Raw genomic sequence first — 21847 nt, forward strand, 5'->3', positions numbered from 1 at the left:
TTCAGTCACAACTAACTAAAACTGGCATTATTTTACCTATAATTATTTTATTTTTGCATTAAATGTGTAGCAATCAATGCTTGCCCTAATGCAATACCGCCATCACCAGCAGGTAACATCATAGGTGTTAATACTTTTTTATTGTTTAATTTTTTCTTAAACAGGTGTTTGAGTAGCATGTTATTTAACACACCACCCGTAAGTACAATGGTATCAATCTGATGTTCATCCGCACATTGCAATGCAATTTCGCTTAAACTTTCAGCTAATAAATAATGAAATAACCACGCTTTTTCACTGACATTAAGATCAACATCTTCCCATTGCATCCAAAAAACAGATAGATCAAGCAAGTTGTTTTTTACAGGCATCAAATGCCCATATTGCTTAATAATTTCTGCTTGTTTGTCTTGATGACACTGTAATGCCGCCGTTTGTAAGTAACATGCAGCTTCACCTTCCCAACTTATTTCTTTAGGCGCTAATCCTAATGATGCTGAAACTGCATCAAAAAACCGACCACAAGAAGAGGCTTTAGGCGAATTTAAACCACGTTCTACTGCCTTACTTAATATTTGCAAATCATTACTAGGTATCATTTTGGCGATAACACTACCTTGCCAATCTTTAGAAAAAGTAGCTAAATGTGCGAACCAGTTTCGCCAAGGTTGAACAGAGGCAAGATTTCCTCCGGGCATAGCAACCGCAGGAAGCCCACCAATCCGTTCTGATTTCTGATAATCCACCAGCAAACATTCTCCACCCCATAAAGTCCCGTCTTGTCCAAAACCTAATCCATCAAGAGCAATACCAATAACAGCACCTTGTTGATGTGTATGACCATATTCAGCAAGACAAGATACAATATGTGCATGATGATGTGAGACTTCAATAACAGGAATATTTTGCTCTTGAGCAAACTGCTTACCCAACTGATGACTGATGTAGTTAGGATGCGCATCTATTGCAATTGCTTTAGGGGTGAAGCGATAAATTTGTTGGAAGAGAGCCAACGATTTTACCAACTGTTGTCGCACGCTTAAATCATCAAGATCCCCTAAATGAGGCCCCATAATGGCTTGATGCTGACGTAATAAGCAAAATACATTTTTGAGATCGCCCCCCATTGCAAGCACTGACGGTTGCGCCTCAAAATCTTCAGGTAATGAAATCGCATCAGGTACATATCCGCGAGAACGTCGGATCATGACGCTCTGTTTACCCTCAATACGAACTAATGAATCATCCGCCCTTTGTATAATTTCTCTATTATGCATTAAGAATAAATCTGCAATATCTTTCAATTGCATTAAGGCATCTTCATTACTTAATGCTGGTGTATGGCCTGATGCATTTCCTGATGTCATAACAAGAGGAATGTTCGTACCACGCGCTAATAGATGTTGCAGTGGATTGGCTGGCAACATAACACCGATTTCAGTTAATCCTGGCGCAATAAGCTCTGCAAGTTTAGATGTAACGGTTTTAGGGACTAATACAATTGGGGCTGCGGTGCTTTGCAATGTTTGGATAGCTGTTGGAAGAAAATCGAGATCTTGCTTATCTGCTTTAATTTGATCAATTCCTGTGATCATCACAGCTAATGGCTTTGCGGGTCGGTACTTGCGTTCGCGTAATAATGCAACGCTCTCATTATTACGTGCATCACACACTAAATGAAAACCACCAATACCTTTAACTGCAACAATTTTTCCAGCAAGTAATGCTTCACAAGCTTGGGTTAATGCAAGCTCTTTCGTTGCTAACTCTTTACCCTGATTATCTGCAAGCCAGATATGGGGCCCACATACAGGGCATGCATTAGGCTGAGCATGAAACCGTCTATCTGCGGGATCTTCATATTCATGTTTACATTCAGGGCAGAATGGAAATTCAGACATAGAAGTAAAAGGCCTGTCATAAGGCATTTTTTTTATAATAGTAAAACGAGGGCCACAATGTGTGCAGTTAATAAAAGGATAATGATAACGACGATTTTGTGGATCAAACAATTCATCAATGCAAGCTTGGCAAGTTGTTGCATCAGGAACAACTTGTGTATCCATTTCGCCACCACCACTTTTTACAATAATAAAATCAGTAGGTAGCTGTTCCCATTGATAAGGTGATTCTTCTATACGTTCAATACGTGCTAATGGTGGGCATTCTGCTTTTAATGCCTCTATAAAGAGTGCATTTTTAGGTGAAGGTGTTAAATGTACCAATACCCCCAAACTATCATTGCTCACTTGCCCTAATAAACCAAAACGATGAGCTAATTGCCAAACAAATGGGCGAAATCCAACGCCTTGAACCTTTCCTTTCACACGCAATGCAATGCCGTTACTCATAGGATCACCAAATCAAAATAAATTTAATCTTATTCTAGTTTAGTGATTATCAACAACTTTCATTTAGATCAGAAAAAGTGGAATTAGGTAAATTTATCATCACTTCAACAGTCACTCTTGGTGCTATTGCACACAGTAATTCGTAACCAATAGTGCCACATGCCATTGCAACATCATCAACAGGAAGTTCTTTCCCCCATAATTCAACTGGACTACCGTAATTGACATCAGGAAAATCCGTAACATCAATGGTTAGCATATCCATAGAGATGCGTCCTACCAATTGTGTTTTATGTCCATTAACAATAACAGGTGTACCGTCTGGTGCGTGTCTTGGATAACCATCAGCATAACCACAGGCAACAACACCGATACGCATATCACGCTCAGCGGTATATCGGCTACCATAACCTATCTGCTCACCTTTTTTGACTTGTTGAATGGCTAATATTTCACTATTAAATGTCATTACGGGTTGTAAATCGAAATTAGCAATATCTTGCCAAACACCCGAAGGCGAAACACCATATAAAATAATACCTGGGCGTACCCAATCTTGATAAGTTTCAGGATCAAATAACGTTGCAGCTGAATTTGCCAAACACCGAGGTAATTCATTTACCATTGCCTGATTAATGGCGGCCTTTTGTGCATTCATGTTCAATCCAGTATCTGCATTAGCAAAATGCGACATTTGGATAATTGAACCAATATTTTTGATACTTTTCGCACGATCAATCGCTTGTTGATAAGCATCAGGACGATAACCTAAACGATTCATTCCACTATTAAGCTTAAGATAAATATTGATAGGTCTTTCTAATTGTGCTTTTTCTATGGCATCAAATTGCCAATCTGAATGCACTGCGGTGGTAAGTGAGTAGCGCTCGAGTAAATAGACATCTTCTGGTTTAAAAAAACCTTCGAGTAAAAGGATGGGGCCAACCCATCCTTGCTCTCTTAACATGATAGCTTTGTCTAACTCAATTAATGCAAAACCGTCAGTATGACTTAATGCTGGCCAAACACAGGATAATCCATGTCCATAAGCATCTGCTTTTACAACAGACCACACTTTGCTGCCCTTAACTCTTTCTTTAATAACAGATAGATTATGGCTTAATGCATCGAGGTTAATGGTTACTTTTGTGGGTCTGGACATGTTTTTTCCTCAATTAATAAGCCGCATCAAGTTTTTGCCCTGGTAAGAGCAATTTAGTATTAAAGCCATCGATATACCGAAACACAGATAAATCATCCGCGGCAATAGCAGGTTTATTCCCTGAAATTAAATCAGCCAATAATTGTCCAGAGCCACATGCCATTGTCCAACCTAATGTGCCGTGCCCTGTATTTAATGATAAATTGCGATAAGCCGTAGGTCCTACAATTGGTGTACCATCAGGTGTCATAGGTCTTAAACCTGTCCAAAAAGTGGCTTTCTCAATATCACCACCTCCTTGATAGAGATCTTGTACAACCATTTTTAATGTTTCACAGCGCGATTTTAAAATATCCAGATTAAAACCAACGACTTCTGCCATTCCGCCAACACGAATTCGCTCATCAAAACGAGTTACCGCGATTTTATAAGTTTCATCTAAAATAGTGGATGTTGGTGCTCTTGAAGCATCAATAATCGGCATCGTAAGTGAATAACCTTTAAGAGGGTAAACTGGAATGGCGACTTTATTTTTCAAAAACTCTGTTGAATAAGAGCCCATGGCAACAACATAGTGATCGGCTGTTAATAATCCATCATGACATTGAACGCCCGCTACTTTATCACCATCAAATAACAAATGTTTGATTTCTTTGTTAAACAAGAACGTAACACCTGCATCTTCTGCCATTTTAGCGAGTCTTTTCGTGAAAGTTTGGCAATCACCCGTTTCATCATTTGGTAAACGTAAACCACCTGTCAATTTGTGACTAACATGCTCAAGTGCAGGTTCGGCTAATTTTAGTTGATCCGCAGTTAACAATTCATAAGCAACGCCTTCTTGCTTTAATACAGCAATATCATTGGCTGCATTATCAAATTGCTTTTGATCACGGAAAAGTTGCAGAGTGCCGCCTTGGCGACCTTCATATTCAATGCCAGTGTCTTGGCGTAACTGACGAATGCAATCACGGCTATATTCGGCAATACGCACCATGCGGCTTTTATTCATAGTGTAATGTGACGCATCACAATTACGTAACATTTGCCACATCCAACGTAATTGGAAAAGTGAGCCATCGGGTTTAATCGCTAATGGTGCGTGCTTTTGAAACATCCATTTAACTGCTTTTAATGGAATACCTGGCGCGCCCCAAGGCGTTGCATATCCTGGAGATATTTGGCCTGCATTACCTGCACTCGTCTCTTCAGCTGCACTATTTTGTCTATCAACAACAATGACTTCATGGCCTTGTTGCACAAGATACCACGCACTCGTTACACCAATAACGCCGCCACCTAAGATGATCACTTTCATGGCAAGACTCCAATAATTTACATTGATATAACATAAGAATAATATTCCATACACAAAAAGCCAATATAGAATAATCATCTAAGCCAATAAAAAGATAGATTTTAGAGTTAAGTCACATTTGATTGTTATTCGACAGATAATTTTCAAAAAAACCATTTAATTAACCAGTAAAATCAATGACATATTATTTTTACTGTAAATTATAAAAATATTGATTAGTAAATCATTTTAAATTGAAGAGAGTTTAAGGTGTAGGAAAAGAAAATCGGAGCTTTATTAAAATCTAAAAATTAGATTATTTTAAGATGATAATGCCTAAATTAACTCGCTTTGGTTACTCTTTTTACTAAAAATAACCTATTTAAAGCATTGCCTAAAAAATGACACATTGGGCTTTTTAAAAAGCATAAAAAAACCAGTATCACAAATTACATGCATACTGGTTTTTCTATTGTGATAAAGCAGCAAACGTAATTAGCGTTTTACTTCTTCTAGGTCACTTGGTAATGGTGACTGTAAACTTTGCCAGATAACACCACTATCTTTACCATATTGACGGACACATTCCATGACATGCTCGACATCTTTTTGCTCACATAATGCAGCCAGTTTTTTATAGAATGCTAATGCCAGTTCTTTCGCTTGAATATTTGAGAAATAATAACGACCTACACGCGTATAAAGCCCTTTTAAGCCGTTTAAGATAAGACCATAAATTGGGTTACCTGATGCAAATGCCAATCCACGGAAAATGTTGTAATCCAGTTCACTAAACTCATCAGCGCTATTTTCAGTAGTAAGCTCATGGTTTAAAATTTCAATGCATTTTTCAGGGCTATTTCTAAATGCTGTACGTATAAAAATAGCTGAGATATTGGTTCTGACGGCCAATAAGTTATCTATTAACTGTGGTACTCGATCATGATCGAGACGAGCGACTGTTTCAAGGATATTAAGGCCTGATGTTTCCCAGAAATTGTTTACCTTCGTTGGCTTTCCGTGTTGAATTGTTAACCAACCATCACGAGCAAGGCGTTGTAACACTTCTCTTAATGTGGTTCTTGTAACACCGATTAATTCAGAGAGCTCACGTTCCGCTGGAAGAATAGATCCAGGAGGAAAACGATTATTCCAGATGCTTTCAACAATATACTCTTCCGCAAAACCTGCGGGGCTTTGAGCCTTAATAACCATATTTTTATTTCTTCCGAAGCGATTTTTCTGCTAATAATGGAAAAGATAATATCAGAATGCGTAATTTTGATATAGCTCAACCATCATTAATTAGTGAATGGCATCATAAAACTTGATGTAGCTTTATCAATTTATTATTACTGAGGCGCTTAATTTCACAGCGATTAGCGCGTACTATGGTTAAATTGCGCATCATTGCGCTTAAAATCTCTATTTGGAGGATGAGAAACCTAATGGATATGAGTATAAGACAAGCACTACTAAAGAACTTTATGGGGAATTCCCCAGATTGGTATAAGCTTGCTATTCTTACTTTTTTAATTATCAACCCACTGATTTTTTTCTTTGTTGACCCTTTTGTCGCTGGTTGGCTATTAGTTGTAGAATTTATTTTTACACTGGCTATGGCGCTAAAGTGTTACCCGTTACAACCCGGAGGATTACTTGCTATTGAGGCCGTCATCATTGGTATGACTAGCCCCAAACAGATTGGTCATGAAATTGCCAACAACCTTGAAGTGATTTTGCTTCTTGTCTTTATGGTTGCGGGTATCTATTTTATGAAGCAATTATTACTGTTTGCTTTTACTAAACTGCTGTTATCCATTCGCTCTAAACGAATGTTGTCTATTGCCTTTTGCTTCGCAAGTGCATTTTTATCTGCCTTTTTAGATGCTTTAACCGTTATCGCGGTTGTAATCAGTGTCTCTCTCGGTTTCTATTCTATTTATCATAATTTCGCTTCTAACCAATCAGGTGCAGAATTAAATAATGATGGATTTATTGATACCGCAGAAAAAAAACAAACTTTAGAACAATTCCGTGCTTTTTTACGTAGCTTAATGATGCATGCGGGTGTTGGTACTGCATTAGGTGGCGTAATGACCATGGTTGGTGAACCACAAAACCTTATTATTGCAAAACATTTAGAGTGGGATTTTGTGACCTTCTTTATCAGAATGTCACCTGTCACTATTCCTGTTTTCTTTGCTGGCCTTGCAGTGTGCTACCTTGTAGAACGCTTTAAGCTCTTTGGTTATGGTGCTGAATTACCTGATTTAGTTCGTAAAGTTCTCACTGAATACGACAAGAAAAACAGTGAAAAACGCACTTCTCAAGAAAAAGCACAACTGATGATCCAAGCATTAATTGGTATTTGGTTGATTGTTGCTTTAGCGCTCCATTTAGCAGAAGTCGGTATTATCGGTTTATCTGTTATTATTCTTGCCACTGCATTTTGTGGGATCACAGAAGAACACGCTCTTGGTAAAGCATTTGAAGAAGCCTTACCTTTTACTGCGTTATTGACTGTTTTCTTCTCTATTGTTGCTGTTATTATTGATCAACAATTATTTGGCCCTATTATTCAGTTTGTTCTTCAAGCTTCAGAATCCTCGCAACTGTCTCTTTTTTACCTCTTTAATGGTCTACTATCTGCTATTTCAGATAACGTGTTTGTGGGTACGGTTTATATCAGTGAAGCTTTAACAGCATTGCAAAATGGATTAATTAGCCAATCACAATATGAGCATATTGGTGTTGCTATTAATACAGGTACAAACTTACCTTCTGTTGCGACGCCAAATGGTCAAGCCGCATTCCTGTTCTTATTAACATCAGCGTTATCACCACTTATCCGTTTATCATATGGCCGTATGGTGATAATGGCACTGCCATATACAATTGTAATGACATTGCTTGGTTTACTGGCTGTTGAATTTTGGCTTGTTCCTGCAACACACTGGTTTTATGAAATTGGTTTAGTTGCTATTCCATAACAATAGATCCACAGTTACACCACATAAATAGGACTTTTATTTGATAAAAGTCCTATTTTTTTCATCAAAATAAGCTTGAATGTAAATATTTGTGAAATAACAGGTTTTAACTTTTTTTGCGCTTGATTTTTGGGCAGAATAGGCACTTATTTTATTTAATATTTAAATGGATATTATTATGCTGACTTCTCTTCGTCACTGGTCACAAAGCCGTTTTTCATGGCTGTTGCTCGCATTAACAGCAATAGGTCTTGAAGGTGCTGCATTGTATTTTCAGTACGGAATGGAATTAATGCCTTGCGTAATGTGCGTCTATCAACGTATCGCGGTGTTAGGGATCTTAGTTGCTGCATTGATTGGGGCATCTGCACCTAAAATGGCTCTTATGCGTATGGCAGGTAGTTTCTTATGGATTTATTCTGCATACCGAGGAATTGAACTAGCTTGGGAACATACACAACTTATTCTGAATCCATCACCTTTTGCAACCTGTGATTTCTTTGTCACTTTACCTTCTTGGTTTGCCCTGCAAGATTGGTTCCCTTCTGTATTCCAAGCAACCGGTGATTGCTCTGTCAGCCAATGGCAATTCTTAACTTTAGAAATGCCACAATGGATGCTTATTATTTTCTCTGCTTATTTTGTTGTAGGTTTATTAGTATTAATGAGCCAAATAACAAGTTCTTTTAAGACAAAAGAATAAAAAAAGAAAATAGCCTTTAGTAATAAACTAAAGGCTATTTTTATAATAGATAAATGGTGATTCAGCATTCAACCCCAAATAAGCTTTAACCTGGAATGCAAGCCCCTTCAATTAAAGCTTGTTCACTACAACGCTTACCATTAGCAAATTGACACACTGGCGTCTGACCACCATGCAATTCATAGTTTAAAGAAGGCACACCACCTGAAAAGACACAGGTTGCCTTGGCTGATTCTTCTAAGGGAATATCAAGGCTGGTTGTCGGTATCGTTCGACTTTTACTAACCATTTGTGTAGGTGAATATTGTGTCTGCGCTGAATTACTGCATCCTGCAATAAAAGCAAAGCCAGTCAACATAATAAGATAACAAGCTGTTTTAAATTTCTTTTGCATCAAAGACACCCTAATTTATTCCAGTTATTCCTATTAGTGTGAAGCACTTTTTGAAAGTAGATTTATAACTAAAACACCAGCAATAATTAAAGTCATACCAACAATGGCAGGTAAATCGAGTTTTTGTTGATAAAGAAATACTGCTGCAACAGAGACTAAAACTATCCCTAATCCACTCCATATTGCATAAGCAATACCTAATGGCATAACTTTTACCACTTGAGAAAGTGCCCAAAAAGAAAGACAGTAACCAATGACGACTACAATAGATGGATATAATCGGCTAAAACCATCAGAAGCTTTCAGCATTGTTGTCGCAATGACTTCAGATATAATTGCCAACATTAAGTAAGTTAATCCATTCATTTTTTCGCCTTAATCCTATACAAAGTCAATTTTGTGAATTCTATCACAAGCGAGATTACGGATATTCATCTACAACAAATAAAAAAGGCACTCTTCCTATTGAATAAGTGCCTTTATATCGTAGAAATACTTATTTAGTGTTGATGAAGTTGATTCTTTTGGCGGGGTTCCCCGCCCATAGCAACACGATAACGATTAAAGATAAAACCACACCAAACCGCTGCAATAATACTTAATATTGTTCCTGCATAGCCAATGTTTGTCATACCAGCATGTAAAATAACCTGATTACCAATCAATGCTCCAGCACCAATACCGATATTAAAAATACCAGAATAAATAGACATAGCGATATCTGTTGCATCAGGTGCTAAATCAATCACTTTCACCTGCATTCCTAGCCCAATACACATAAATCCAATACCCCAAAATATAATCAGCACAATAAATGCGGTTAGATTCTGGCTACTGATCATTAATAAGCTTAAACAAACAGTAAGCAATATTAAGGCTGAAAATAAGAATGATGTTGGCATTTTGGTGCTATAACGACTAAATAACACGCTACCAATGATACCGGCTCCACCAAAAACCAATAACACCAACGTAGCAAAATTCTGATCCAGATTTGCAATATCAACCACAAAAGGCTCGATATAACTATACGCTGTAAAATGCGCCGTTACGGCAATAACTGTTAATAGAAAGATCCCCATGAGTGGGCCGCGCTTTAATAACATAGGAACACTTTTTAGTGATCCTGAATGCTCACTTGGTAATAAAGGTAAATAGCGCATTAATGCAAACATAGTAATTAAGGCTAATATCCCAATGCCCATAAATGTTGCACGCCATCCTAACCACTGTCCAACAACACGACCAATAGGTAAACCTAATACTGTTGCAAGTGCTGTTCCTGTTGCTAATAAACCTAATGCCTGAGCGCGTTTACCAGCAGGTGCTACTCTAATAGCTAGTGATGCAGTAATAGACCAAAATACTGCATGAGAAAAAGCGACACCAATACGCCCTGCAATCAGTGATTTAAAATCCCATGCCACACCAGATAAAATATGACTTAAAATAAAGAGTATAAATAAAATAATAAGTAACTTACGTCGCTCAACTTTACTTGTCATTATCATTAAAGGCAGAGACATTAAAGCAACAACCCAAGCATATATCGTGATCATTAAACCTGTTTGAGCTGGGATCATACCAAAGCTTTCAGAAATATCACTTAAGAGTGCAACAGGAACAAATTCTGTTGTATTAAAAACGAAAGCCGCGAATGATAATATTATTACCCTGATCCACGCTGTTTGTCGGCTAACTTCATTTACGTTTGATGCTGCGATATTCATAATTGATTGATATTTTCTTAAATTATATTGAAATATATGCCATGCTTTTGATAGAAGCTTTTGTCTGATTTGCTTTTCTTACTTGCGCCAAAATTGATTTATTAGATTGAAAATAAAAAATAGTATTAAAAATAAAAACACATTTCGTTAGAAACAAAAAATAAACCAAATTATCACCAAATCTCACTGCTAAAGCGAATCAGCTATCAATTTTAGCATATTCGTATCGCGATTTTAAATCCCCTTGGCAACTTCTTTTTAACGTTAACATAATCTTTTAATAGTAAGATTGTAGATATAAATGCCCTATTGCTACTTTATGGTAAAGAGTAAAAATATACTCTTTTCAAGAAAAATATATCGCATATTCATTGAATTAAGTTAAGAGATACTAATTTAATAACCGAAAATAATCTTACTGTTGGATAAAAGATAAATAAAAATAGAAAGGATATTAAGATTACTGACTCAAGTCAGTAATAACTTGAATTGCTTGCTCACAAGCAATATTTTTCGTTGGTGATGTCGAACCATCAAAAGCATTTTTGATAGTTGAAATTTGTTCTTTTGCTGGTCGTGATAGCGTTAAATTTCCATTAGAAAGTGCTTTTTCAACATCATTTAGTTTTTCAGCTAGCTGCTGACAACTTCCATTATTATCTTTAGATTGATAAATAGCCATAAGCGTATCGCGTTTTGCTTCTACTGTAGAAAGCGTTTTACGTACTGTTGATGACGAATTTTCAATCAATTCACGGCTTTCACTCCAAAATTCCGCGGTATTTTCTTTAATGACAGATACAATGAGAATAGCGACAAGAATAGCCAACATAATAGTCAGCGATAATATTCCTCCTGCAATAATAAGTATCTGCTTCATATTAAACTCCACATATCAATCATATCTGTTTTAATATTTATTTTTTAATGCTTATTTTTAATATATATAGTTAAAATAAATCAGGTTCAATCTGGATTACGATTCTTTTTATTTTTTACATTTTATTACGGAGGTATACAGTTCTATTTATTCTTATTAGTAGAAAAATAAGCACCTAGTTTTACTTAGGTGCCATTAAATGATATATAAGCTTTTCTTGATAGAATTATTTTTTAGAGCAACACGCAATATAATTTAAAATATGCCGATTTTCTCTAAAAAAACGAAACATTGATAAGAAGCGTGGTCTATTTTGCTTATTTGCCAATCCATTTTTAATTATCTTCGCTGTTCTAAATAAACCTTCATCACGAATTAAACCAATAGGTGACATTAAACTCATATTGCCAGATTTTATTTTTACTTCTGAGAAACCAATATTAATAAATAAGTCATGCCACTCTTGCTTAAACATTGGTGCTACATTTGATTTCACTACACCGATTAGCTTATCTCTATTAACATCATCATTTTTCTTCATAATATCATGAGTTAATAATAAACCACCGGGTTTTAAAACACGGTAATACTCTTTTACTAGCTTTGTTTTGGCTTTATCTGCATACATTGTCAACATTGCTTCATTTATAACAATATCAAACGTATTATCAGCGAAAGGCAAAGATAACGCATTGGCTTTGGTTAATTGAATCAAATGTGATAATTGTGCTTTATCAACATTATTCTGTGCATGAGCTAAAGCATTATCATCCATATCGACAGCAATAATATGGCAACCATATTTCTTAGCAATTTCAATTGAAGTTGTCGCCATATTACAAGCAATCTCAAGAACATGGCTTGATGATGTAAAATGTGCGTTATTAATCAACCAATCAGATGCCTCTACACCGCCGGGTCTTAACCGTGTTTTCCCTAAGCTTGCTAAAAAGGTATGCCCTGCTTTTGAGTGCTCTTGAGACATAGACTGTGTTGTAGTTTGATTATCCATATAACCACCTTAAAGTTGCATCAATAATACAACTTTATAATAAAATACATTTAATGGGAATAGTTATCATTACTTTTCTATTTTTTATAAAGAAATTCCGAGTGTATAAAGAGATATAAAATTGAATTTAGGCATATAACCAATTGAAATAAAATGAGTTAAAAAGGTTATTTTTGTAATTACGTCATTAAAAGTAAAGAACATTAAACTTTGAATAACAACATTGACCTTCCCCTAGGGGGAATCTTTAGAGTGATAACAATTTCACGATAAATTAAAGGAAACTGTTATGAAAAAGATTTTACCTACTGCTGTTATTTTAATGAGTGCTATCTCTTTTGGTGCAATGGCAAACAATACACACATGAACATGAATATGGATACACCTCATAACAGTTCACCAATGCAAAAAGAACTCAATGATTCCATGAATAAGATGCATGCCGATATGGCAAAAGGGATGAATACCGATAATGCAGATGTCGCTTTTGCTGATGGCATGATTGCCCACCATTTAGGCGCTATTGATATGGCTAAGATTGAGTTGAAATACGGTACTGATCCTGAAATGCGTAAACTAGCTCAGGCTATTATTGATGCGCAAGGCCCTGAAATAGAACAAATGCAAAAATGGTTAGAAAAAAATAAAACCAATAAATAATATATTCATAAGGCTGTGATTTATTAGGCACAGCCTATCTCATTTTTGATGTTTACTTTCCAGATTTCTTATTAAATATAAGTCAAATAATTTTCTAATATTCATCTCATACATTATAATTTTGCGACGACGACAATATTAATCGCTTTATCCCGTATGGAGTCCATATGAATAAATTAGAAAACATGGCGTTATTAACTCAAAAACTAGCCATGCAGATTGAAAAATGGACTCATGATACTAATCAATTTGAAACTCAAATTCCGGGATTAACGCTGACACACTGGACTTCTCCTACACCAATTACCAGCCATACTCACAAATCAGGAATATGTTTAATTGCCCAAGGTGAAAAGAGAGTGATCTTAGGAGAAGAAAGCTTTATTTATGATGCCAACCATTTTTTAATTTCTTCAATAGAACTCCCAGTTATGGCAAATATTATGAAAGCCAGCAACGAGAAACCTTTTTTAGGGCTAGTTATGGAGTTAGATCTGCAAGAAATATCGCAACTCATCGTTGATAGTGAATTAACATTTAACTCAGATTTAAATGCTCAAAAAGGAATTGCTGTTGGCAAATTATCAGAACCTTTAGTCAATGCCTTTATTCGCTTGCTCACTCTTCTTGATGAGTCTGATAGTATTAAAATTCTTGCTCCAGGTATAAAGCGTGAGATTTTTTATCGTCTACTTATTACAGAGCAAGGTGAACGATTGAATCAAATCGTCACAGCAGGTAGTCATAGTCATCAAATAGCTAAAGCGATTGATTGGTTAAAAAATAATTATATAAAATCATTAAACATCAATGAATTGGCTTCATGTTCTGGAATGAGCAAATCTGCTTTTTATACTCATTTTAAAACAATGACATCAATGACTCCGCTTCAATTCCAAAAAAAATTACGACTCAGTGAAGCCCGTCGGTTAATGTTAACTGAAAATTTAGGTGCAACGACAACCACTTTCCGAGTTGGTTATGAAAGCCCTTCTCAATTTAGCCGTGAATATAGTCGATTATTCGGAGCGCCACCAGCAACAGATATTAAGATGCTTAAAGAAACGGATCATATTTAACCATTATAAACGCTCTTGTTCTTTCTCTAAGCTAATTTATATTATTCACAATCATCATTTTAGTTTTTTGGAAAAATAGGCAAGAGACTAAGAAGATCAGACATTCATTTCTAAATGCGAAAGCGATAGCATTTCCCTCAACAATTAATCTGTCTCTATCTTATTTGAAGTTAAAAAATACATTACACTTCAATTAGATAGCCTTTAATCTGGCAAAAGGATATCAAAATGCAACTCGATTTCTCTTACTATAATCCAACCACCATTCATTTTGGTAAGAATTCTCTTGCTAAATTAAATGATGAATTATCACATTATGGCGAAACAGTTATGCTGATGTATGGCCGTAACGCGATTAAATCAAATGGACTCTATGATGAGGTTATAACCATACTCCGTCATGCAGGTAAAAACATTGTTGAGTTATCAGGCGTTATGCCAAACCCAACTTATAAAAAAATGATGGAAGGTGCTCAGTTAGTTCGCGAACACAATGTCAGTTTGATATTAGCGGTCGGTGGTGGCTCCGTTATTGATTGTGCGAAAGGTATTTCCATTTCGGCTTATTGTGAAAACGAAGATCCTTTCCAAAAATACTGGATTGAATACCAAGATGTGACAAATAAAATTGTTCCTGTCGCATCAATTCTTACCATGGTAGGCACAGGCTCTGAAATGAATGGTGGTTCAGTTATTACCCATGAAGAGACTAAATATAAAATTGGACGTGCATTTCCTGCAACTGTATTTCCTAAGTTCTCGATTTTAAACCCAGAATATACTTTTTCTGTTTCTCAGTATCAGATGGTAAGTGGTGTTTTTGACACTATGTCGCATTTGATGGAGCAATATTTTTCTGATGAAGGTGCAAATACAACCGATTATTTAATTGAAAGTTTATTAAAATCTTCGATTGATAATTTACGTATCGCACTAAAAAATCCAACAGATTACGAAGCCAGAAGTAATCTTATGTGGAATGCAACACTTGCATTAAATACCCTCACAGGATTATCAAAAACACAAGATTGGCAAGTTCATATGATTGAACACCAATTAGGGGCTTATACAGACTGTGCACATGGAATGGGACTCGCAGCGATTTCTCTACCTTATTATCGTTTTATCTATAAGTTTGGTATTGAAAAATTTGTACGATTTGCAACTCAAGTATGGGGAATTTCCGCAGAAGGAAAAACACAAGATCAAATTGCCCTTGAAGGTATTGATGCACTAGAACGTTTCACAAAGGAATGTGGCATTATTACATCATTAGAAGCCTTAGGTGCAACAAGAGAGATGCTTCCTGAGATTGCACAATCAACCACAATTATTGGTAGAGGCTATCAAAAGCTAACCACTAAAGATGTACTCGATATTTTGGAAGCGTGTTTTTAATTACCCGTAAATGGCATTATAAACATAGTATTAGTTACTAAAGATAAATTTCATATTAAGACATATAATAAATACGATGATTATCTAAAAAATAGTCATCGTATTATCAATAGTACAGTCTTTGAGCTTATCTTCTTCTCATTCCCTATCCCAAAAGCAGATTAATTCCCTAATAAAGATGCCTCTACATATCGAATCGTTTATAATCATAAATATACAACATGATTACTGCTGAAGTCATACTTATCAGCAATGAATTTCTCTTATTCGAATATACATAAATCTAATTATGCCTAAAATATTAATAATACAAAGAGATAACATTGGTGATTTAATACTTACAACACCATTAATTGACTCTCTTGCCCATGAATATAATACAAAAATAGATCTGCTAGTAAACTCTTACAATCAAGCTATTCTAGAAGGTAACCCTTCCGTCGGAAATGTACATATTTACAGTAAGTTGCACCATAAAAAACCAGGACAATCATCCCTAAAACTTATTCTGAGCCGATTAAAAATTATTTTTGATATGCGTCGCCAGCATTATGATATCGCAATTGTTGCTCGTGATCATTGGGCCAAAAGAGCATTGCAATGGGCAAAATTATCAGGTGCTAAACGTATTATCGCTATTGGCAATGATGCGCCTTCAGCAGTGACAGATCCAATTCCAACACCGTCTAACAAAGGTCATATCGCTGAGTTATTCTGTCAACTAGCCCATCCTCTTGGAATAGAGAAAAAAGCCGGCCCTTTAAAATTGTATGTCAAAGATGAAGAGATCTCTGCAATTCGTCAACGCATTAAAATAACTGAAAATGTTCCTATTTACGGCTTACAAATCAGTTCACGTAAACCACAACAACGTTGGAAAGCAGAAAAATTTATCGAGTTAGCACACCAATTAACACAACGCGAAAAATGCCACATTCTTCTCTTTTGGTCGCCAGGAAGCAACGACAATAAACAGCACCCCGGTGATGATGAAAAAGCACAGTTTATCCTTGAACAGTGCAAAGATATCCCTATTACGCCAGTACCTACGCAAAATCTTAGAGAATTAATGGCTGGTATGTCTTTATGTGATCAGATGCTAACCAGCGATGGTGGTGCATTACATATTTCAGTGGGTGTTGGTGTGCCGACAGTAGCGATGTTTGGTAATAGTGATGCTGATTTTTGGGGTCCATGGCATATTGCCAGTGAAGTACTGAAGGCGCCTGAAGATAATGTAGGACTTCTTACGGTAGGCGATGTATTGACTCGTTTTATTACACTAAGAGATCGAGTCATTGCTTTAAATACAAAGAGTTAATTGCCAAACACTAATACAAAAAAACATTAAATATAAATCACCTTAATTGCTACACTTGATAAGGTGATTTTTTATTTTACACCCCATTGAGTTGATAGAATCATATTTAAGTAGTAATAAGATAATACATTCAATCTGATTTTTACTTTTTATGATCAAAAAAACGGACCTTATTAAGGTCCGCTTTTTTATATGGTGCCCAGGGCGGGACTTGAACCCGCACAGCCTTACAGCCGAGGGATTTTAAATCCCTTGTGTCTACCGATTTCACCACCTGGGCTAAATTGTATTTACTTGTCACGCTTAATACTTGTTTATCAAACAAGATAGATAACAAATAAATTTAAAGCATTTACGTCTAAAACAGCTAACTTTAGTTTTTTGCTTTTCTCTCACTAACTTGTTGCTAGAGGAAGAAAAAACGGACCTAAGTTAAGGTCCGCTATTTATATGGTGCCCAGGGCGGGACTTGAACCCGCACAGCCTTACAGCCGAGGGATTTTAAATCCCTTGTGTCTACCGATTTCACCACCTGGGCTAAATTCTGTGGTGCGCCCGTAAATCCTTATTACTAAGATAGATACTGGTATGGACGACTTATTACTTATTTACTTCTCAATGCCATTTACAATGGACTTTCTTTTTGCACCAAACTCTTTATCTTAAAGAGATGGTGCCCAGGGCGGGACTTGAACCCGCACAGCCTTACAGCCGAGGGATTTTAAATCCCTTGTGTCTACCGATTTCACCACCTGGGCATTAATGGAGGCGCGTCCCGGAATCGAACCGAGGTACACGGATTTGCAATCCGCTGCATGACCACTCTGCCAACGCGCCTCAACTGCTCAATCTCATAAGAGATTGGAGCGGGAAACGAGACTCGAACTCGCGACCCCAACCTTGGCAAGGTTGTGCTCTACCAACTGAGCTATTCCCGCATTACCGAACTTGCTGATTTACTTATTTATTTCTGTAAACCGTTGTGCCTTTCGATGCGTTGCATTCTACTGATTTCCTGAATCTAGTCAACACTATATTTGCATCTTTTTGACTGTTCGGTGAATTTTCAGTCATTTCGATCAACCTTCGCGCAAATCTGACCACGCAGCGCTCAAATATTGAAACATTGACCAGAAAGTCAGCACTGTTGCGATATATAATAAAGCGAATCCAAACCATTCTGCTTCAACAGTAGGACGCCATAATAACACAACGAGCGATCCCATTTGTGCGGTCGTCTTCACTTTTCCTATCCAAGAAACTGCAACACTGTTACGTTTCCCTAATTCAGCCATCCATTCTCTTAATGAAGAAATAATAATTTCACGAGCAATCATTGTTGCTGCAGGTAAGGTTATCCACCACTCATGATAGTACTCAGTAATTAAAACAAGTGCTGTTGCAACCATTACTTTATCCGCTACTGGGTCAAGAAAAGCTCCGAAGCGGGTAGTTTGTTTCCATCTACGTGCTAAAAAACCATCAAACCAGTCTGTTGCAGCTGCTACCATAAAAATAATAGCGCAAACTAATGGAGCATCTTTGAATGGTAAATAAAACACCAAAACAAAGAATGGGATTAGAGCGACACGAAATAGAGTTAGCCAAGTTGGGATATTTAGTTGCATAGCGTTCTACACGACCTAGAAAAGTGAGAGTTATTAATATGGTGCATCAATACACTTAGTGTTTCAACGCATTAAAAATTTTTTCTGCTAATGCCGTCGAAATTGTGGGGACTTTCGCAATTTCTTCAACACTTGCATCTCGTAAAGCTTGTAGCCCTCCCATATATTTCAACAACATTTGACGACGTTTCGGTCCTACACCTTCAATAGACTCCAGCGAACTGGTATTTTTTACTTTTGCTCTACGTTGACGATGTCCCGTTATTGCATGACGATGGGATTCATCACGAATATGTTGGATCAAATGTAACGCAGGTGAATCAGAAGGTAACGCCATTCCTTCACCTTCAGGCACAAAAAACAAAGTTTCAAGCCCTGCTTTACGATCACTTCCTTTTGCGACACCAATTAATTTCGGGTGTGATTTGTCCCAATCAACATTAAGAGAATCAAATACCTCTATTGCTTGTGCTAATTGCCCTTTGCCACCATCGATAAAGATAACATCTGGAACCTTACTGTCTTCTAATGATTTACCATAACGTCGAGTAAGCACTTGATTCATCGCCGCATAATCATCACCAGGAGTAATACCACTAATATTATAGCGCCTATATTCAGATTTTAATGGGCCATTCATGTCAAATACTACACATGAAGCCACAGTTTGCTCTCCCATAGTGTGACTAATATCAAAACATTCCATTCGTTTTATCTCTTTCATATCAAGAAGAGACATCAAAGAGGTATAACGCTGTGAAATTGTTGATTGCTCGACTTGTTTTGAAGCCAATGCCGTTGCTGCGTTTGTTCTAGCTAATTTCAAATAGCGCGCCCTATCACCACGCGGTTTTGTTTGAATTTGAATTTTTCGACCTGCAATTGAAGATATAGATTCAGAAAGAATGGCTTTATCTTCTAAATCAAAATCGAGCAAAATTTCACTTGGTAAAGTACGAATTGCACTGCCTTGTAAATAAAATTGACCAATAAAAGTCTGAACAACTTCATCGATTGAGGTATTTGCAGGAACTTTAGGAAAATAACTCCGACTACCTAACACTTTACCTTGACGGAAAAAGAGAACATAAACACAAGCAATCGCACCATTAAAAGCAACACTGATCACATCAAGATCATCACCAATATTGGTAACAAACTGTTTCTCTGTTACTTGTCTTACTGCTTGAATTTGATCACGAATGCGAGCGGCCTCTTCAAAACGTAATTCTTGGCTAGCTCCTTCCATACGTTTAACCAATCCATCAATAACTTGTGTATCATCACCTGAAAGAAAAAGTCGCACATAATTAACTTGTTGGGCATATTCTTCATCAGAAACATAACCTTTTACGCAAGGTGCAAGGCAACGCCCAATTTGATATTGCAAACAAGGTCTTGAACGATTGCGATAAACACTGTCTTCGCATTGACGAATAGGAAACAATTTTTGCATTAATGCTAAGGTTTCTCTTACTGCAAAGGAGTTAGGAAAAGGTCCAAAATATTCCCCTTTCGCATGTTTTGCGCCACGGTAGCTAGCAAGTCTGGGGTGTTTATCACCGCTTAAATAGATATAAGGATAGGATTTATCATCTCGCAACAACACATTATAGCGAGGTTGATAACGCTGAATGTAGCTGTGCTCAAGCAATAAAGCTTCCGTTTCTGTATGGGTGATCGTGACATCAATATTTGCGATGCACTTCACTAAAGCTTCGGTTTTACGGCTATTTACCTGTGTACGAAAATAGCTTGAAAGCCTTTTTTTCAGATCTTTAGCTTTGCCGACATAGATTACTGTGTCTGTTGCATCATACATCCGATACACACCTGGTTTATCTGTGACTCGGCTTAAGAATGCTTTGGCGTCAAATTTGTCTTCCACTTTGTAAATGACTCTCTATCTCAATTAACCCATAACGTATTGCTATATGTGTTAATTCTACATCACCTGAAATTTTAAGTTTACTAAACATTCGGTAACGATAGCTATTTACTGTTTTTGTATTAATATTCAACTCACTTGCGATTTGTATGATTTTTTTCCCTCTAATGATCATCGACATAATCTGCAATTCTCGTTCAGACAGATGATGTAAAGGATTTAATTCTTGCTGTAATTTTGTTAGTGCGATTTCCATCGCTAACTCTTGGCTTATATACCGTTGACCGATACAAACCTGTCGGATAGCTTGCAGAATATTTTCACAAGAAGTATCAGCTATAATAAAACCTTCAATACCCAATTGAAGAAGTGTTATTGATAATATTGAATCTGTTTTTGGTGAAATAACAATAATTTTAATTGATAAAGATGATCGCTTTATTCTTTTTATAGAATCAACTAATGAGACTGAAGGTGCTGAATAAATAATAATAAGATTAACCGAAAATTGTCGGCAATAACGAAATGCATCATTTTCATCATTCACCACCTTTCGGATATTAATTTTTTTAATCTGGCTAAGAAGTGTTTTTATTCCCACGCTAAATATTTCAACTCGACTTATTATCAATGTATTTATCAATAACTCTTTCCTTTTAAATTACACCATAACAAAGAATATTAAATCAATTCTTCACAGGCGTGAATACAAACATCATACTATAATAGAAAAATAGCAACCCCGCCCTTCCTTTATATTACATTAATATTTATTAAATAAAATAAAATCATAAAAAAGACTCATATAGAAAAGAGTCTTTAAAAAATCAAAAAATATAAAAAACTAATAAATGAAATGTTATTTATTGAACATATTCATAATATCTTGTTCTGTTAGCATGGGTGTGTTTTCTACAAAATTATAATAATTAGGTTTGCTATCTATATAAATTTGCATTGTCAGTTTACTTTCTTTTGCATCGGGGAATAATCCTGCAGATACATAGTAAGTATGGGTTTCTTTTAGATGATAAAAAAGATGAGAACCACAATGCTTACAAAATGCTCGTTCTCCCCATAAAGATGAATCATAACGTGTTATATTTTCTTCACCTTCAATCTTCAAATCTGATTTACAATCAATTGAAAAACCAGGGCCACCATTCCAACGCAAACACATACTGCAATGACAAACACTGAGTGCAGAGATATCTTGCGCTGTCGATAACTTAACCTTGCCACATAAACATTGACCTTGATGCATTGATACTCTCCTTTTCTTTAGATCATGAAATCATGCATTAATCACTTAAGATTATATGCATGATTTAATCTCAAAAATCAACAAAG

19 protein-coding genes and 5 tRNA genes are annotated in these 21847 nt (G+C 36.2%); 6 read left to right on the top strand and 18 right to left on the bottom strand.

Annotated elements, in window-relative coordinates; translation table 11 throughout:
• Positions 1 to 47: 47 nt before the first annotated feature.
• The 4 genes from hypF to fadR all read right to left on the bottom strand — a co-directional run bounded on the left by hypF (position 48) and on the right by fadR (position 6025).
• Positions 48 to 2351 carry a carbamoyltransferase HypF gene (gene hypF, locus ACWPWK_RS02000; protein ID WP_109373569.1) on the bottom strand — a complete coding sequence of 768 codons (2304 nt, stop codon included), beginning with the start codon at positions 2349 to 2351 and terminating at the stop codon, positions 48 to 50.
• Between the two features lie 49 nt (positions 2352 to 2400).
• A complete protein-coding gene (gene alr / locus ACWPWK_RS02005) occupies positions 2401 to 3513 on the bottom strand; it encodes an alanine racemase (RefSeq protein WP_109373570.1) in 1113 nt (370 codons plus the stop codon).
• 13 nt (positions 3514 to 3526) lie between these two features.
• Positions 3527 to 4831 (bottom strand): D-amino acid dehydrogenase, encoded by a 1305-nt coding sequence (locus tag ACWPWK_RS02010; RefSeq protein WP_109373571.1) that lies wholly within the window; start codon positions 4829 to 4831, stop codon positions 3527 to 3529.
• A 474-nt stretch (positions 4832 to 5305) separates the two neighbouring features.
• Positions 5306 to 6025 (bottom strand): fatty acid metabolism transcriptional regulator FadR, encoded by a 720-nt coding sequence (gene fadR / locus ACWPWK_RS02015; RefSeq protein WP_109373572.1) that lies wholly within the window; start codon positions 6023 to 6025, stop codon positions 5306 to 5308.
• 233 nt (positions 6026 to 6258) lie between these two features.
• Between fadR and nhaB the strand changes: the two genes are divergently transcribed.
• Both nhaB and dsbB read left to right on the top strand, forming a co-directional pair.
• Positions 6259 to 7803 carry a sodium/proton antiporter NhaB gene (gene nhaB / locus ACWPWK_RS02020; protein WP_109373573.1) on the top strand — a complete coding sequence of 515 codons (1545 nt, stop codon included), beginning with the start codon at positions 6259 to 6261 and terminating at the stop codon, positions 7801 to 7803.
• 178 nt (positions 7804 to 7981) lie between these two features.
• The gene (gene dsbB / locus ACWPWK_RS02025) at positions 7982 to 8506 is read left to right on the top strand and encodes a disulfide bond formation protein DsbB (protein ID WP_109373574.1); all 525 of its coding nucleotides are present in this window, start codon (positions 7982 to 7984) and stop codon (positions 8504 to 8506) included.
• A gap of 85 nt (positions 8507 to 8591) precedes the next feature.
• Here the strand turns inward: dsbB and ACWPWK_RS02030 are convergent, their stop codons facing one another.
• The 5 genes from ACWPWK_RS02030 to ACWPWK_RS02050 all read right to left on the bottom strand — a co-directional run bounded on the left by ACWPWK_RS02030 (position 8592) and on the right by ACWPWK_RS02050 (position 12522).
• The gene (locus tag ACWPWK_RS02030; protein WP_109373575.1) at positions 8592 to 8900 is read right to left on the bottom strand and encodes a putative hemolysin; all 309 of its coding nucleotides are present in this window, start codon (positions 8898 to 8900) and stop codon (positions 8592 to 8594) included.
• Positions 8901 to 8933: 33 nt separating this feature from the next.
• On the bottom strand, positions 8934 to 9266 hold the full coding sequence (locus ACWPWK_RS02035; protein ID WP_109373576.1) for an SMR family transporter: 333 nt from the start codon (positions 9264 to 9266) through the stop codon (positions 8934 to 8936).
• Positions 9267 to 9400: 134 nt separating this feature from the next.
• On the bottom strand, positions 9401 to 10630 hold the full coding sequence (locus ACWPWK_RS02040) for a sugar transporter (RefSeq protein ID WP_109373577.1): 1230 nt from the start codon (positions 10628 to 10630) through the stop codon (positions 9401 to 9403).
• Between the two features lie 460 nt (positions 10631 to 11090).
• Complete coding sequence (locus tag ACWPWK_RS02045; RefSeq protein WP_109373578.1) at positions 11091 to 11510, bottom strand: hypothetical protein; 420 nt, start codon at positions 11508 to 11510, stop codon at positions 11091 to 11093.
• 226 nt (positions 11511 to 11736) lie between these two features.
• Complete coding sequence (locus ACWPWK_RS02050) at positions 11737 to 12522, bottom strand: class I SAM-dependent methyltransferase (protein ID WP_244185064.1); 786 nt, start codon at positions 12520 to 12522, stop codon at positions 11737 to 11739.
• A 289-nt stretch (positions 12523 to 12811) separates the two neighbouring features.
• Between ACWPWK_RS02050 and copM the strand changes: the two genes are divergently transcribed.
• The 4 genes from copM to ACWPWK_RS02070 all read left to right on the top strand — a co-directional run bounded on the left by copM (position 12812) and on the right by ACWPWK_RS02070 (position 16981).
• Positions 12812 to 13183 (top strand): CopM family metallochaperone, encoded by a 372-nt coding sequence (gene copM / locus ACWPWK_RS02055; protein ID WP_109373579.1) that lies wholly within the window; start codon positions 12812 to 12814, stop codon positions 13181 to 13183.
• A 167-nt stretch (positions 13184 to 13350) separates the two neighbouring features.
• Positions 13351 to 14262, top strand: coding sequence for an AraC family transcriptional regulator (locus ACWPWK_RS02060; protein WP_109373580.1), 912 nt, complete (start codon positions 13351 to 13353; stop codon positions 14260 to 14262).
• 228 nt (positions 14263 to 14490) lie between these two features.
• Entirely contained in the window at positions 14491 to 15660 is a 1170-nt protein-coding gene (locus ACWPWK_RS02065) for an iron-containing alcohol dehydrogenase (protein WP_109373581.1), read from the top strand.
• A gap of 289 nt (positions 15661 to 15949) precedes the next feature.
• Positions 15950 to 16981, top strand: coding sequence for a glycosyltransferase family 9 protein (locus ACWPWK_RS02070; RefSeq protein ID WP_167392497.1), 1032 nt, complete (start codon positions 15950 to 15952; stop codon positions 16979 to 16981).
• 193 nt (positions 16982 to 17174) lie between these two features.
• On the opposite strand, the gene ACWPWK_RS02075 is transcribed toward ACWPWK_RS02070, so the two are convergent.
• The 9 genes from ACWPWK_RS02075 to ACWPWK_RS02115 form a co-directional block, all read right to left on the bottom strand.
• Positions 17175 to 17261, bottom strand: a tRNA-Leu gene (locus tag ACWPWK_RS02075).
• Between the two features lie 171 nt (positions 17262 to 17432).
• A tRNA-Leu gene (locus ACWPWK_RS02080) sits at positions 17433 to 17519 on the bottom strand.
• Positions 17520 to 17652: 133 nt separating this feature from the next.
• Positions 17653 to 17739: transfer RNA gene (locus ACWPWK_RS02085), tRNA-Leu, on the bottom strand.
• A 5-nt stretch (positions 17740 to 17744) separates the two neighbouring features.
• A tRNA-Cys gene (locus ACWPWK_RS02090) sits at positions 17745 to 17818 on the bottom strand.
• Between the two features lie 25 nt (positions 17819 to 17843).
• A tRNA-Gly gene (locus ACWPWK_RS02095) sits at positions 17844 to 17919 on the bottom strand.
• A gap of 141 nt (positions 17920 to 18060) precedes the next feature.
• Complete coding sequence (gene pgsA, locus ACWPWK_RS02100) at positions 18061 to 18609, bottom strand: CDP-diacylglycerol--glycerol-3-phosphate 3-phosphatidyltransferase (protein ID WP_075674025.1); 549 nt, start codon at positions 18607 to 18609, stop codon at positions 18061 to 18063.
• Positions 18610 to 18664: 55 nt separating this feature from the next.
• Entirely contained in the window at positions 18665 to 20497 is a 1833-nt protein-coding gene (gene uvrC / locus ACWPWK_RS02105; protein WP_109373582.1) for an excinuclease ABC subunit UvrC, read from the bottom strand.
• Entirely contained in the window at positions 20481 to 21140 is a 660-nt protein-coding gene (locus ACWPWK_RS02110) for a LuxR C-terminal-related transcriptional regulator (RefSeq protein ID WP_109373583.1), read from the bottom strand. The genes uvrC and ACWPWK_RS02110 overlap by 17 nt, the downstream gene beginning before the upstream one ends.
• 216 nt (positions 21141 to 21356) lie before the next feature.
• Entirely contained in the window at positions 21357 to 21761 is a 405-nt protein-coding gene (locus ACWPWK_RS02115) for a GFA family protein (RefSeq protein WP_109373584.1), read from the bottom strand.
• Positions 21762 to 21847: the final 86 nt, after the last annotated feature.

This window comes from Proteus sp. Marseille-Q3619, from assembly GCF_965283115.1.

Excerpts from the sequence above, each read along its gene's own strand:
- hypF (WP_109373569.1), bottom strand. The coding sequence starts at position 2,351 with ATGAGTAACGGCATTGCATTGCGTGTGAAAGGAAAGGTTCAAGGCGTT.
- alr (WP_109373570.1), bottom strand. The coding sequence starts at position 3,513 with ATGTCCAGACCCACAAAAGTAACCATTAACCTCGATGCATTAAGCCAT.
- ACWPWK_RS02010 (WP_109373571.1), bottom strand. The coding sequence starts at position 4,831 with ATGAAAGTGATCATCTTAGGTGGCGGCGTTATTGGTGTAACGAGTGCG.
- fadR (WP_109373572.1), bottom strand. The coding sequence starts at position 6,025 with ATGGTTATTAAGGCTCAAAGCCCCGCAGGTTTTGCGGAAGAGTATATT.
- nhaB (WP_109373573.1), top strand. The coding sequence starts at position 6,259 with ATGGATATGAGTATAAGACAAGCACTACTAAAGAACTTTATGGGGAAT.
- dsbB (WP_109373574.1), top strand. The coding sequence starts at position 7,982 with ATGCTGACTTCTCTTCGTCACTGGTCACAAAGCCGTTTTTCATGGCTG.
- ACWPWK_RS02030 (WP_109373575.1), bottom strand. The coding sequence starts at position 8,900 with ATGCAAAAGAAATTTAAAACAGCTTGTTATCTTATTATGTTGACTGGC.
- ACWPWK_RS02035 (WP_109373576.1), bottom strand. The coding sequence starts at position 9,266 with ATGAATGGATTAACTTACTTAATGTTGGCAATTATATCTGAAGTCATT.
- ACWPWK_RS02040 (WP_109373577.1), bottom strand. The coding sequence starts at position 10,630 with ATGAATATCGCAGCATCAAACGTAAATGAAGTTAGCCGACAAACAGCG.
- ACWPWK_RS02045 (WP_109373578.1), bottom strand. The coding sequence starts at position 11,510 with ATGAAGCAGATACTTATTATTGCAGGAGGAATATTATCGCTGACTATT.
- ACWPWK_RS02050 (WP_244185064.1), bottom strand. The coding sequence starts at position 12,522 with ATGGATAATCAAACTACAACACAGTCTATGTCTCAAGAGCACTCAAAA.
- copM (WP_109373579.1), top strand. The coding sequence starts at position 12,812 with ATGAAAAAGATTTTACCTACTGCTGTTATTTTAATGAGTGCTATCTCT.
- ACWPWK_RS02060 (WP_109373580.1), top strand. The coding sequence starts at position 13,351 with ATGAATAAATTAGAAAACATGGCGTTATTAACTCAAAAACTAGCCATG.
- ACWPWK_RS02065 (WP_109373581.1), top strand. The coding sequence starts at position 14,491 with ATGCAACTCGATTTCTCTTACTATAATCCAACCACCATTCATTTTGGT.
- ACWPWK_RS02070 (WP_167392497.1), top strand. The coding sequence starts at position 15,950 with ATGCCTAAAATATTAATAATACAAAGAGATAACATTGGTGATTTAATA.
- pgsA (WP_075674025.1), bottom strand. The coding sequence starts at position 18,609 with ATGCAACTAAATATCCCAACTTGGCTAACTCTATTTCGTGTCGCTCTA.
- ACWPWK_RS02115 (WP_109373584.1), bottom strand. The coding sequence starts at position 21,761 with ATGCATCAAGGTCAATGTTTATGTGGCAAGGTTAAGTTATCGACAGCG.